Origin of the sequence: Rhodococcus sp. BP-349 (genome assembly GCF_019835845.1) — a bacterium.
In the GTDB taxonomy this organism is placed as follows: domain Bacteria; phylum Actinomycetota; class Actinomycetes; order Mycobacteriales; family Mycobacteriaceae; genus Rhodococcoides.
This window is the reverse complement of record NZ_JABUDR010000001.1, coordinates 1,526,145-1,539,559: the sequence shown is the minus strand read 5'-3', so window position 1 is coordinate 1,539,559 and position 13,415 is coordinate 1,526,145. Positions and strand designations below refer to the sequence as shown.

The following is a 13,415-nucleotide window of genomic DNA, read 5'->3' as shown; positions in this document are numbered from 1 at the left end:
ATCTGATGATAGCTGTCATCACATCGCGTCGCAGCGTCGATGTGCCCGGGTATTCTGCGTGTCATGCCCGACGTCGTCGTACCCGCTGCCGATCGAATCCACTGGCGCAACGAGTGGCTGGACTCCTGGCAGTCCTTCCCCGTGGCGGGCAACTTCGATCTCGCCGCGAATGCGCACGGGTTGCTGCTCGTCCACAACGACGACACCGTCGACGCGGGCGAGGGATTCGACAGCCACCAGCACGCCGACGTCGAGATCGTGACCTGGGTGCTGGACGGATCACTGGTGCACCGTGACTCGCTCGGGAACGAGGGGACCATCACGCCCGGGCTGGCGCAGCGGATGAGTGCGGGCTCCGGCGTCGTCCACTCCGAGCGGAACGGGGCCGGATATTCCGCCGGGACACCGCTCCGGGTCGTCCAGATGTGGCTTCCGCCGGACGAGAACGGGCGGCCGCCCGGGTACGAGGAGTACGCGGCGGCAGGCGAACTGGTCTCCGGCCGCCTGGTCACGGTCGCGTCGGGACTCGACCGTGACCGCGGTGGCACGGCCGTCGGACTGGGCCAGAGCAAGGCGGCGCTCCACGTGGCGCGGCTGCGGCCGGGCTCGCCCGTCACCCTCCCCACCGCGCCGTTCCTCCACCTCTTCGTCGCGCGCGGCACCGTCGAGATAGACGGCATCGGAACACTCGGTCACGGTGACGCGCTCCGCGGTACCGACACCGGCGGACATGTCGTCCACACGACGTCGTCGGCCGAGATCCTGGTGTGGGAGATGCACGCTCACGCGTGAGTGTTTGCGGTCACACGGCCGGGGGTAGAGAACTGTCCACACGGGTCGCGATATGGACGTACCCGCCCGGAAGACGGAGAACGAGATGGCCAACGTCGTCATGCTGCTGCTGTTCATGGTGGTCGGTGTCGGTTCGGGCGCTGCCCTCCTGCTGCGACCCCCCGTCCGCTAGGGCATTCCGGCGCCACCGGTCGGCGGCGGGCGCCGGTAGTGTTCGCCCATGGCCACTCTCGATCACGGCGACCCCGGCGACGCCCCGTCGATGCCGACGCCCACCGCTCCCGTCACCCACCCTCGCCGGCCGTCCGCGGCGGAGGAGGCGCGCACGGTGGCCGCGTCGACCAATACGGCCACGCTCGCGAGCCTCTCGGCCGACGGACATCCGTGGGCGTCCTACGTGACGTACGGCCTCCTGGGCGGGAACCCTGTGCTCTGTGTGTCCCACATGGCGGAGCACGGTCGCAATCTCGCGGCGGATCCACGGGTGAGTCTGTCCGTCGTCGCTCCGGGCGAGAACAGTGATCCGCTCGCGAGCGGACGTATCACGCTAGCGGGCACCGTGCTTCGGCCGTCGGGCTCGGACGTCGAGGCTGCGCGGGAGGCGCACCTGGCGGCCGTCCCGGCGGCGCGGTACTACATCGACTACAGCGACTTCACCGTCTGGATCCTGTCGGTGGACCGGGTCAGATGGGTGGGCGGCTACGGCCGCATGGACTCGGCCACGGCGGCGGACTACGCAGCCGCCGTACCGGATCCGGTACGGCCGGTCAGCGGGCCTGCGGTGGAGCACCTGAACGCCGACCACGCGGACGCACTCACCGCGATGACCGCGGCATTCGGCGGATTCCCCGATGCGACGTCCGCTGTGTGCACCGGCGCCGACCGCTACGGACTCGACATCACGGTCACCACACCGAGAGGCGTGTCGTACACGCGAGTCGGCTACACGTCGCCGTTGGCGTCACTCGACGATCTCCGTGCCGCGACGATCGAGCTGACGAGAAACGCCCGCCGCCCCTGAGGGACGACGGGCGTCGATGGTCGAACGGCTCAGCTGGCCACAGCGTTCCGTCGCGGCAACTTCCAGTCGGGGCGGACCCAGTGGCAGGTGTATCCGTTGGGGATCCGCTGCAGGTAGTCCTGATGTTCGGGCTCGGCCTCCCAGAACTCGCTCGCCGCGGTGACCTCGGTGACCACCTTTCCGGGCCAGATACCGGACGCGTCGACGTCGGCGATCGTGTCCAGCGCGACGCGCTTCTGCTCGTCGGAGGTGTAGAAGATCGCCGAGCGGTAGCTCACTCCGCGGTCGTTGCCCTGACGGTTCTTCGTCGACGGGTCGTGAATCTGGAAGAAGAACTCCAGGATGTCGCGGTAGGTCGTCCGGGTCGGGTCGAACACGATCTCGACCGCCTCGGCGTGCGTGCCGTGGTTCCGGTACGTCGCGTTCGGCACGTCTCCGCCCGAGTACCCGACGCGCGTGGAGAGCACGCCCGGCTGCTTGCGGATCAGTTCCTCGACACCCCAGAAGCATCCACCCGCCAGGATGGCCGTCTCGGTCGTGGAACCTGCCTGTGTGCTGTCCGCCATGGTGTCTCCTCTTGTCGCAGTAACACTCTGTTCCGACAACGTCCGCGCGCACCGCGTTGTTCCGACGGGCAGTTCCGACGGGCAGTTCCGGCGGGCCGTCACGCGACGGGCGGAACCTCGACGGACCTCGTGGGATGCGACTCCTCGATCAGAGACAGCGCGACCTCCCGCAGCGGGCGGTTCTCGGACTGGGAGATGTGGGCGAGCATCGTGAAGGCCTGCACGGCATCGACGTCGAATCGCTCCATGAGGATGCCCTTGGCCTGGCCGATGATGTCGCGACTCGCGAGGCCGTCTCGGAAGTTCTGGTCGTCGCGGGCACTGAGCAGCGCCACCGCGCCGTGGGCGGCGAGCGCCGATCCGACCATCTGAGCGTCGGCATCGAAGGTGTCGGCAGTCCTGCTGAACAGCAGCAACACGCCGAGATCACGCGCCGACGGATCGGTGTAGAGGCGGAACGCCGCCATCGACTCGATTCCCCTGTCGCGCGCGGCCGCGGCGAAGGAGGGCCACCGCCGCTCGCTTCCGAGGTTCTCGGCCACGACGGTGTCGATCTGCCAGATCTCGTTCTCGGTTGGCCCCTCACCCAGTTCGAACTGCACACGGCAGAGATCGGCAGCGACGTCGTCGGTGCGGGCGTGGATGGTGCGCCGCGCACCGGTCATCACGGTGACGCACGCATGGTCGACGCCGGGCATGAGCTGCGTGGCCGACCGCACCAGGGCCGTCAGCGTGTCGTCCACCGATCGACGGGTTCCCCGCAGGGTGCGGGCCATCTCGGCGATGTCGCCCAACGCGGATGCGTTCCGATCGATCTCTGCGTCCTCACCGATGGTGCGGACGATGTCGCCGTGATCGCTGTACGGCACCGTCATGTGTTCCCCACTCTCGACGCCCATGACAACCGACCGTGTCGCGGACCTGTGTTTCCGACCCGGTCCAGAATAGAGCGAGGGCCGGGGGCCGTCGCGCGACCGCCCCCCTCACCTCGCGCCGGGCGTCGCCGTCATCTGATCGGCTCGAGCAACCGACGAGGTGCGCGGAGCGCGCGGGACACGGTGTTCGGCCGCGGGGTCGCGGTCACACCCGGCCCCGGCGACATGACGACCCGACCGGCAGCGGGCACAGTCCCGCACTGCGGGCAGCTGCCGTGATCGTCGAGCTCACCGCCGCACGGTTCGTGTCGGAACACCCGACGGGGGCCGTCCTGCGCGGGCGCTGCTCGTTCACCCCACACCGTCAGCGCGTGCAGCGCGGGCCACAGGTCGACGAGGATCTCGGTGGGACGGTATTCCTCACGCCCACCGACACGTTCCCTGCTCAGCAACCCGTGGTCCACCAGAGCCGACAGGCGCTGCGACAGCACCGCCTTCGACATGCCGAGGTGGTGCTGGAAGTCGGAGAACCGGCGCACACCGAACAGGGAGTCCCGCACGACGAGCAGTGTCCACCGCTCCCCCACGATCTCCAGGGCGCGAGCGAGCGAGCAGTCCTGCGCGGCGTAATCCGTTCCCATCGCCATGGCTCGAGCCTACCTCGAACGGTCTGTTGACCGAACCGTATCGGCGGGTTACGGTTCGCTCACCGAACCGAAGGACGGGCATGACTCAGCAGCGATCCGCACCGCCTCTCGCCCGTCCCCTGCCCGTCGCCGCGTTCGGGACCCTCCTCGCCCTGGCCGCGTTCACGTTTCCCCTGGCGACCATCGGCAGCACCGCCGCGACGCTCGGGAGCGACGCGTCGGGCCGAACCTGGATCCTGAGCTCGATGAGCATCGGACTCAGTGCCGCGTTGCTGGTGTCCGGCGCACTCGCCGACGACATCGGCCGTCGCCGCACCTTCGTTCTCGGTCTCGTCGTCCTCGCCCTCGCGTCCGCTGTGTGCGCGGCCGCGCCGTCCACGCTCGTGTTCGTCCTCGCCCGCGTGGTCCAGGGCGTCGGGGCGGGCGCGGTGCTGGCGTCGAGTCTCGGCGTCATCGCGCACGCCTTCGAACCCGGCCCGCTGCGCGCCCGTGCCAGCGGCATCTGGGGCGCGGCCGTCGGCGCGGGCATCACCCTCGGGCCCCTGCTGTCCGCGACCTCGGATCGTCTCGCCACGTGGCGCGAGGGGTACTGGCTGCTCACCGCGCTGACACTCGTCGCCGCGGTCGTCGCAGGGCGCCTCCTCGCCGAATCCCGCACGGAGACACCGCGCGGGCTGGACCTGATCGGCGCCGTCGCCCTGTCCGGGGGTCTGTCGGCCCTCCTCGCCGCGCTCGTCGAGGGCCGTGCCGGGTGGACGCGACCCCTACCCCTGGTCCTGCTCGCCGTGGCCGCGCTGTTGCTCGCGGGTTTCGTTCTGCACGAACGCCGGACCGCGTCGCCCATGCTCGATCTCACGCTGCTGCGCCAACCCGCCTTCCTCGCCGCCACCGTCGCCGCACTCGCCACCGGAGCCGGGGTGATCGCGCTGATGTCGTACATGGCCGGATTCGTCGGCGCCGCATTCGGTCTGGACGCACTCCACAGCGCCCTCCTGCTCTTCGGCTGGTCCGCGACGAGCGTGATCACCGCCCTGCTCGCGCGGCGCATACCCGCGTCCGTCTCCGGCCGAACGCAACTGGCCCTGGGCCTCGTCGGTGTCGCCGTCGGGACGGGGCTGTTACTCGGACTGTCCGAGACGTCGTCGCCCCTGCGCCTCGTGCCGGGTCTCGTCCTGGCCGGCGCCGCGACAGGAATAGTCAACGCCGCCCTCGGCCGCGAGGCCGTCGCGAGCGTCCCTGCCGGGCGCGCCGCCATGGGAAGCGGGGCGAACAACACCGCGCGCTATCTCGGCTCGGCGATCGGCGTGACCGTGGTGTCGGTGGTGGTCCTGTCGGCCGGCACCGCGCCGTCCGCGGTGTTCGACGGCTGGAACCACGCCGTGATCGTCGTCATCGCGATCACCGCGCTGGGGGCCGCGGTCGTCGCGGCGACCCGGCCGAGAGCCGTACGCTGACCGCGTCGTCGCGCGCCCTCAGAGGTGCGCACCGCTGCCTCGACGCAGCCGGCGGCAGACTCGTCGCTCCAGTCGGACACCCAGTGACGGATCGGATCGATGATCGAGTTCCAGGTCATGGCCCGACGCTGGAGCCGCGCGGCGCGTGGAGACACATCTGCTCGGCGTGATCCGACGGTCACGACGGTCGTGCGTCGACTCCCGTTCCCGGAACGGCGTTGCGCAGTTCCCTCGTGTACTCGTGCTGCGGTCGATTGAACACGTCCTCCGCCGACCCGGACTCGACCACTCGCCCGTGGTTTCGTCCATGTCGAGTTCGAATCACGATGACCGGAAAGGGTGACAACCGCACCGACCGCGTGTTCGCGGTGGTCACGCGCCCGAGGTCTCACGGCCGGACGTGCGCCGGATCGCCGCGACGGAACCGTCCCGGTCGGTACATTCACGGGGTACACGGTGGAGGTCAGCCGACGACGGATCACCGGTGACGGGGACCGGGGTGCTCGCGTGACGCCACACATCGACAGAGCGCACCGCGGCGCGCGGACGTCGCCCACCGAGTCGCCTCTCGAGACACCCGCACGGCAGGTGCTCGACATCCGGTCGATCGCGATGGGAACGGCGATCACCGGTTCCGCCCTGTCACTGGGAGCGGGCTGGGTGGTGCCCGGGCTGTTCTTCCCCGGCATCGCCCCGATGCTCGCCACCGCTCTCGCCGTCGCTGCGGCCGTGGTGGGAGCCGGCATCATCTGGCGCTCGGGGCTGCTGACCGAACGCCAGTTCGTCGCCATGGGCATGGTGATGCTGTGCGGTACGACGTTCTCCGCGGTGGCGGTGACCGATCCGGCGGGTTCCCTCGCGATCGCCGCGCTGCTCACCATCGTCCCGGTGCTCTCCGCGGCCGCGTCGCCGCCCGCGACCGCGTGGTCGTTCACCGTGGCTGCCGGTGGAGCCGCCGTCGTCGTGTCGTTCGCCTCGGCAGGGTCTGCGGCCATCGCGTTCATCAGTGCCGGCGCGTCTCTGACCATCGTCGTCGTCCCCGTCGTGTTGGTGTGGGGCCTGCGGCGGTCGATGGTGCGGGTGAGTCACCGATTCGACGTGCTCGCGCGCACGGACGTCCTGACCGGCCTGTTGAACCGCCGGGGCGTACTCCCCCGTCTGACAGAACTGCTGGGTGCCGCGGCGTCGCGGCACGAATTGGTCACCACCCTCGTCATCGACATCGACAACTTCAAGGCCGTCAACGACACCCACGGACACACCCACGGTGATCGGACGCTGCAGTCCGTCGCGCGAGCGGTGGTGCTGGCGACTCCGGCGGGCGCCGTCGTCTCCCGCCTCGGCGGCGAGGAGTTCCTGGTCGTCGCCCGCGGTGCGCGTACGGCCGATCTCGCGGACCGTGTCCTGCGATCGGTGCGCACACGGTGCTCGGTGACGGTGAGCATCGGCACCACGACGGCCGTGGCCACGGCTCCCGACGGCGCCGCGCTCGCCCTCGGCGACGTCGAGTCGACGCTCGACTCCTTCATCTCCTGCGCGGACGATGCGATGTACCGGGCGAAGCGTCTCGGTCGTGACCGCGTCGAGCACGGCGACACGACCCGGTTCCGCCCGCCGTCACTGCTGCGAGCACGGTCGTCTGAGCACCTCCGGTCCCGTCGACGGCAGGCTGTGCAGAGACGCGCGCGCACCGAGGCCGCCGCGGCGGTCGCTGCCACCCTCGTCGCGCTCCAGACCCGCGGACACGGGCCTGAAGACACGGCCGTCCGACTCGCGATGCTGTCTCGGCGCCTCGAGACGGAGATGGACGTGGCGACGACGTCCCGTTCGGATCGATACTCCGCGGCACTGCGCTCCGCGGCCGCGCTCGATCAGAGCATCGGCATGGCGATGGAACACCTCGCGGTGGACCGGGACACCGCGGCGGCACTCCTGCAGTCGGCCGCGCACGCCGAGGGAACCTCACTCGGCGCACTGTGTCGAGCGCTGGCATCGCTGGCGGACGAGGACCCGACGGCGGCCGGGAGGTACCTCAGCGCGCTCGCCCGAGAATCACCGTGAGCGCAAACATGTTCCGGCAGGTCCGCACCCCCTGGCGTGGAACTCACTGCGGATGTGGCCGAGTGGTGAGGCAACGGCCTGCACAGCCGTGCACACGGGTTCGATTCCCGTCATTCGCTCCACGGGGCGCTCAGCGATCGGCGATCACCGTCGCGATGTTGCGTTCGGCGAGCGCCGCGATGGTGAGCGACGGATTGACTCTGCCGGTGCTGCCCGGGATCAGCGCTCCGTCGACGACGTGCAACCGGTCGTGGCCGAGGACGCGGCCGTGCGCGTCCGTGGCTCGGCCCAGCACCACCCCTCCCAACGGGTGCGCCGTGAACGAGGTGTTCACGTCCGGTACCCGCAGGGGCGGATACCCCACACCGATTCCGGAGCGCTCCGCGATGCGGTCGTGCACCGGTCGCAGGGCGTCCGAGACGGCGATGTTGCCGGCCTCCGGCCAGTCGAGCCGCACCGACCGCGTCGACTCGTCCCACACGAACCGCCCTCTCGTCGGGTCCATGACCATGCCCAACGAGCCGATCAGCGTCAGATCGACGGGCGATCCGGGGACGAACCAGTTCTCGAGGGTGAGCGGGGCGCCCGAGTCGTCGGAGATCCTCGACGCCGAGGGCGACGCCTGCACGATGCCGTTGCCCTCCGGGCTCATGCCCCGGACGAGTGCCGCGTCACCGTTGGTGCCCCATCCCTCACCGACGTGTTCGTTCAGGTCGGGGAGCAATCCGGTGTCGCGGGCATGCACGAGAAGCCGCGACGTTCCCATCGACCCGGCGCCCAGGAACAGGTCGTCGCAGGTCACCGTGCGGGTGGAGAGGACCTCGGCGGACGGGTCGAGCAGATCCACGGTCAGCGCGTAGCGACCGTCCGCCTCCCTGGTCACGGCGGTGACCTCGTGACGCGCATGGATCGTGCACCGGCCAGTGGCGCGAGCAGCGGCCAGATAGTTGCGGTTGAGTTCGAACTTGGCGCCGTTGGAGTTGCCGAGATTCGACTCCCCGATGATCGCGGACGGACGGGACCGACCGGCCATCTCTCCGCGCACCACGTCCCAGTCCCAGATGCCGTCGATGCGCTGTGGTGTGTACCCGGCGCGGCGGACCTGGTGATCCCACACCCGTGAATGCGTGAACGGCAGCGACTGATAGACGTCCTCCGGCATCGGTGCGAGCCGCAGCTCGGAACGGACGAGCGGGTAGTGCAGAGCCTGCATCTCGTCGTACGAGACGAGCCCGGTGAAGAGCTGGTCGAAGAACCGTTGTTCGGGGGCGATCATCACGCCGGTGAACACCAACGAACCACCGCCGACCGCGGCTCCGGACCACACGTCGATGGTGCCGTGTTCACTCACGTCGAAGATGCCGCCGAAGCGGTCGGTGGGAACCGTGGGCAGTCCGGTCAGCGGAGCAGTGCCACCGCGACGCCAGAACGCGCGCCCGTCCGGCAGGAAGTCGTTGGCGAAGATCTGTCGACGCGGATCCGTGGGCCACTGCGACCCGCGCTCCAGGAGGGTGACGCGAACGCCGGCCTCGGCGAGGCGCCGCGCGGTGACCGCGGCACCGAAGCCCGACCCGACCACCACGGCCTCGGAATGTGCCGGCGCCGGATCGATCGGTGCGTAGAGCTCGGGCACCGCCGACCGGTACAGACCGTCGAGCACCGGAGCCGCGCGGGACACCGCTCCCGGTCCCGTCGACCCGATCAGACCCGTGACGCCCACTGCGCCCAGGAACTGCCTCCTCGACCACTGCATCTCGACGCTTCTCTCCACCCGGTGCAGGTGATCGCGGGTGTCGCGGACGGGCAGCGGATGCGCTGAAGCTTCCTTACTCGCCGGTAAGTTGTCCACTTCGCCCGGCTCGATGAGAGGCGATCGGCCGTGACGTCGACGAGTGCGCCGCACCACTCGAGCTGTTCCGGCGCCACGTCGTAGCGGACCAGTGCGCCGCGCCACTCACCCCCCACTGGTTGCTCCGTCGCCGCCACGGGTAGCCCATGCAGGATCGAGACACGATCACCGATCGGAGGCATGACACACATGGCAGCACGAAGTCCGGGCACGGCGCTCGTCGTCGGAGCCACCGGCATCTCGGGCCAGACCATCTGTCGACGACTCGTCGACGCGGGGTGGCGCACCTACGGGTTGTCGCGCAAGACCGAGTTGCCGGTCGACGGCGTGACACCCGTGACGGCCGACCTTCTCGACGCCGATGCGCTGCGTGAGGCACTGCGCGGAACGGCGCCCGACCTCGTGTTCTTCACGGCGTGGATGATGCAGGACTCGGAGGCGGAGAACATCGAGGTGAACACCGCCACCCTCCGGAACACGTTTGACGCGCTGGCACCGGAGAACTCGGTGAAGCACGTCGCGCTCATGACGGGTCTGAAGCACTACCTCGGCCCGTTCGACGCCTACGGCGCCGCGGTGACGGCGGAGACCCCGTTCCACGAGAGCGAGGAGCGCCTCGACACACCGAACTTCTACTACGCCCAGGAGGACGAGTTGTTCTCCGGCGCAGAGCGACTGGGTTTCACCTGGAGCGTGCACCGGGCACACACCATCTTCGGGTTCGCCGTGGGCAACGCCATGAACATGGCACTCACACTGTCGGTGTACGCCACTCTCTGCAAGGAGACCGGGCAACCTTTCGTCTTCCCGGGGTCGGAGACCCAGTGGAACGGTCTGACCGATGTGACCGACGCCGACCTGCTCGCCGAGCAGATGATCTGGGCTGCGACGAACGAGAACGGCGCGAACGAGCCGTTCAATGTCGCGAACGGTGACGTGTTCCGGTGGCGATGGCTGTGGCCGCGCATCGCCGACCATTTCGGGATCGAACCCGTCGGTTTCGACACCGAACCGCGACCGTTGGCGACGCGAATGGACGATGCACCCGATGCGTGGCGGCGCATCGCCGAGAAGTACGACCTCGTCGAGTCGGACGTGACTCGACTCGCATCGTGGTGGCACACCGACGGCGACCTCGGCCGCGACATGGAGTGCCTGACCGACATGACGAAGAGCCGCAAGGCGGGGTTCCTCGGATTCCGCTCGACCAGTGAGAGTTTCGCGGAGAACCTCGCCCGGTACCGAGACGCGCGGATCATTCCTCGCTGAGACCGGAGGAGACGGCCGGCCGGGACGAACCGCCCGGCCGTCGGCGTCGAGACGTCACCGGCGGGCGAGAGCGGTCACCTCGTCCGCGATGATCCGGCCCAACTCGTCGGTCCCCGACGTTCCGCCCATGTCGGCGGTGAGCGCAGCGCCGCCCCGTGCGAGCACGTTCTCGACCGCGGTCAGGACCGTGCGCGCGGCATCGGGCTCGCCCAGGTGATCGAGCATCATGCTGCCGCTCCAGATCTGCCCGATCGGGTTGGCGATGTTCTTGCCCGCGATGCCCGGTGCCGATCCGTGCACCGGCTCGAACAGACTGGGAAAGAGTCCCTCCGGGTTGATGTTTCCACTCGGGGCGATGCCGATGGTGCCTGCGATCGCCGGTCCGAGATCGGACAGGATGTCCCCGAACAGATTGCTCGCGACGACCACGTCGAACCAGTCCGGGTGCAGCACGAAGTTCGCCGTGAGGATGTCGATGTGATAGCTGTCGACGTCCACCGTGGGGTGATGCGACGCCATGGCGGCGACCCGCTCGTCCCAGTACGGCATCGAGATGGAGATGCCGTTGCTCTTGGTCGCGGACGTCAGGTGGCGTTTCGGCCTGGTCTCGGCGAGTTCGAAGGCGTACTTCAGGATTCGATCGACGCCGATGCGCGACATGACCGTCTCCTGGATCACCGTCTCACGCTCGGTCCCCGCGAACATCCGGCCGCCGAGATCGGTGTACTCACCCTCGGTGTTCTCACGGACGACGTAGAAATCGATGTCGCCGACCTCGCGTCCCGCCAGTGGGCTGGTGACGCCCGGCATGAGCCGGATGGGGCGCAGATTCACGTACTGGTCGAAGTGCCGTCGGAACTGGAGCAGACTGCCCCACAACGAGATGTGGTCCGGCACCACCTCCGGCCAGCCCACCGCTCCGAAGAAGATCGCGTCGAACGGTCGAAGCTCGTCGAACCAGCCGTCGGGAAGCATCTTTCCGTGCTCGACGTAGTAATCGGCGCTGGCGTAGTCGAAGTACTCGTACTCGAGGTGGAGGTCGAACGCCGCCGCCGCGGCGTCCAGTACTCCGATACCGGCGGGAACCACCTCCTTGCCGATGCCGTCACCCGGGATCACTGCGATGCGTCTGGTAGCCATCGTTCGAGCCTAGTCGGGACGAAACCTTGACACTCGTGGACAGAACTGTCTAGGTTCTGAGCACCCGGCATCGAGATCGGGTGTTCGCCGGGGGGTACCCACAGGTATCGGCGGACTCCACGAACGATCCGGGGGAAGCCGCATGTCACCGTTCACTCGCCGCACGTTCCTCTCCGGCGCCGCCGCGGCCGGCGGTGCGCTGATCGCCGGCAACCACGCCGCCCGCGCCTCTGCTCACGGCATCGCCGCACGCACACAACGAGTTCCGCTCTCCCGCGAGGATCACCGCGTGGTGATCGTCGGCTCCGGGTTCGGCGGCGGCGTCGCCGCACTGCGCCTCGCACAGGCAGGCGTTCCGGTGACCGTGCTCGAGCGCGGTCTGCGATGGCCGACCGGTCCGAACGCCGAGACCTTTCCGCACGCTCGCTCACCCGACGGTCGTTTCCTCTGGTACGGATCCGCGAAGAACGTGTTCGGACGTCCGATCGACGTCCCGGCGTACACCGGCCTCGTCGAGGCGGTTCCCGGCGAGAACATGACCGCGCTGTGTGCGGCCGGGGTCGGCGGCGGGTCCCTCGTCTATCAGGGGATGACGCTGCAGCCGGCCGAGGCGGTGTTCGCGTCGCAGTTCCCCGGCGCACTGGACTGGGGCCTGCTCGATCGCGTCCACTACCCGCGGGTCGCCCGGATGCTGCACCTCGCGGTCGCACCCGACGCGCTGGTAGACAGCCCCAATTACGCTGCTCCACGGGCATTCCGGGACAGCGCACGACGACTCGGACTCCCCGTGTCGAAGATCCCGATGCCCATCGACTGGAACTTCGCCCTCGACGAGCTCCGCGGAGTGATGTCCCCGTCCTACACCAACGGCGACGGTGCCATCGGCGTCAACAACGGCGGCAAGTTCTCCGTCGACGTCACGTACATCGCCGAGGCGGAGGCGACCGGCCTGGCGACGGTCCGGACACTGCACCAGGTCACCGACGTCGAGCGCGCGCCCGACGGCCGATGGACGGTGTACGTCGACCGCATCGACACCTCCGGTGCGGTCGTGGAGAACAAGATCCTCACCACGCCGACCCTGATCATGGCTGCGGGCAGCATGAACACCACGCGACTGCTCATGCGGGCGGCAGCGTCCGGCCGGATCCCGGACATGCCGGACGCGCTCGGCGACGGCTGGGGCACGAATGCGGACAGGATCTACTCGTGGACGACGTTCGACCAGGACTTCGGACCCGCTCAGGGCGGTCCGGTGGTCTTCGGCAGTCTCGACTGGGCGGACCCGTCCCGCGCGATGACGGTCATCCAGGCGTCGTTCCCCCCTCTCGGGGTGGATGCCCGAACCACCGTTCTGGTCGGCTACGGCGTCAGCGACGCCCGTGGGCGTTTCGTCTACGACGGTGCGCGGGACGATGCGATTCTGCGCTGGCCGCACGAGGGGGATGCGGCCATCCAGAGTCACATCGATCCGCGCGTGCGCGCGATCGCCGGACCGAACAGCCTCGTCGTGGACACCAACGCGGTGTTCCCCTCCACCTGGCATCCGCTCGGCGGGGCGAACATGGGAACTGTCTGTGATCTCGAGGGGCGTGTCCAGGGACAGCGTGGCCTCTACGTTCTCGACGGTGCCCTGATACCCGGAAACTGCGCGGCCTGCAATCCGTCGATGACCATCGCTGCCGTCGCGGAGCACGCTCTCGACAGCATCGTGGCCACGGACGTCGGAACGATCATCTGA

General features: G+C 69.0%; 11 protein-coding genes and 1 tRNA gene. 7 read left to right on the top strand and 5 right to left on the bottom strand.

Annotated elements, in window-relative coordinates:
- Positions 1-63 precede the first annotated feature (63 nt).
- Together HQ325_RS07325 and HQ325_RS07320 are read left to right on the top strand one after the other, a co-directional pair.
- Complete coding sequence (locus HQ325_RS07325; protein WP_222627692.1) at positions 64-792, top strand: pirin family protein; 729 nt, start codon at positions 64-66, stop codon at positions 790-792.
- A gap of 220 nt (positions 793-1,012) precedes the next feature.
- Entirely contained in the window at positions 1,013-1,813 is an 801-nt protein-coding gene (locus HQ325_RS07320; protein ID WP_027504009.1) for a HugZ family protein, read from the top strand.
- Positions 1,814-1,842: 29 nt separating this feature from the next.
- Here the strand turns inward: HQ325_RS07320 and msrA are convergent, their stop codons facing one another.
- From msrA to HQ325_RS07305, 3 genes are all read right to left on the bottom strand, one after another.
- Entirely contained in the window at positions 1,843-2,379 is a 537-nt protein-coding gene (msrA, locus tag HQ325_RS07315) for a peptide-methionine (S)-S-oxide reductase MsrA (RefSeq protein WP_222627690.1), read from the bottom strand.
- Between the two features lie 98 nt (positions 2,380-2,477).
- On the bottom strand, positions 2,478-3,278 hold the full coding sequence (locus HQ325_RS07310; protein WP_261777731.1) for a GAF and ANTAR domain-containing protein: 801 nt from the start codon (positions 3,276-3,278) through the stop codon (positions 2,478-2,480).
- 107 nt (positions 3,279-3,385) lie between these two features.
- A complete protein-coding gene (locus HQ325_RS07305; protein ID WP_027504011.1) occupies positions 3,386-3,901 on the bottom strand; it encodes a helix-turn-helix domain-containing protein in 516 nt (171 codons plus the stop codon).
- A gap of 80 nt (positions 3,902-3,981) precedes the next feature.
- On the opposite strand from HQ325_RS07305, the gene HQ325_RS07300 reads away from it, so the two are divergent.
- The 3 genes from HQ325_RS07300 to HQ325_RS07290 all read left to right on the top strand — a co-directional run bounded on the left by HQ325_RS07300 (position 3,982) and on the right by HQ325_RS07290 (position 7,538).
- Complete coding sequence (locus tag HQ325_RS07300) at positions 3,982-5,355, top strand: MFS transporter (RefSeq protein WP_222627688.1); 1,374 nt, start codon at positions 3,982-3,984, stop codon at positions 5,353-5,355.
- 507 nt (positions 5,356-5,862) lie between these two features.
- Positions 5,863-7,416, top strand: a complete 1,554-nt coding sequence (locus HQ325_RS22765) for a GGDEF domain-containing protein (protein ID WP_222627686.1) — start codon at positions 5,863-5,865, stop codon at positions 7,414-7,416.
- A 48-nt stretch (positions 7,417-7,464) separates the two neighbouring features.
- A tRNA-Cys gene (locus HQ325_RS07290) sits at positions 7,465-7,538 on the top strand.
- An 8-nt stretch (positions 7,539-7,546) separates the two neighbouring features.
- On the opposite strand, the gene HQ325_RS07285 is transcribed toward HQ325_RS07290, so the two are convergent.
- Positions 7,547-9,169 carry a GMC oxidoreductase gene (locus tag HQ325_RS07285; RefSeq protein ID WP_222627684.1) on the bottom strand — a complete coding sequence of 541 codons (1,623 nt, stop codon included), beginning with the start codon at positions 9,167-9,169 and terminating at the stop codon, positions 7,547-7,549.
- Between the two features lie 285 nt (positions 9,170-9,454).
- Here HQ325_RS07285 and HQ325_RS07280 point away from each other — a divergent pair, with 285 nt between their 5' ends.
- Positions 9,455-10,534: an SDR family oxidoreductase gene (locus HQ325_RS07280; protein ID WP_222627682.1), complete on the top strand. Its 1,080-nt coding sequence runs from the start codon at positions 9,455-9,457 to the stop codon at positions 10,532-10,534.
- A 54-nt stretch (positions 10,535-10,588) separates the two neighbouring features.
- On the opposite strand, the gene HQ325_RS07275 is transcribed toward HQ325_RS07280, so the two are convergent.
- Positions 10,589-11,674, bottom strand: coding sequence for a tartrate dehydrogenase (locus HQ325_RS07275; RefSeq protein WP_222627680.1), 1,086 nt, complete (start codon positions 11,672-11,674; stop codon positions 10,589-10,591).
- A gap of 142 nt (positions 11,675-11,816) precedes the next feature.
- Here HQ325_RS07275 and HQ325_RS07270 point away from each other — a divergent pair, with 142 nt between their 5' ends.
- Positions 11,817-13,415 carry a GMC oxidoreductase gene (locus HQ325_RS07270; RefSeq protein ID WP_222627677.1) on the top strand — a complete coding sequence of 533 codons (1,599 nt, stop codon included), beginning with the start codon at positions 11,817-11,819 and terminating at the stop codon, positions 13,413-13,415.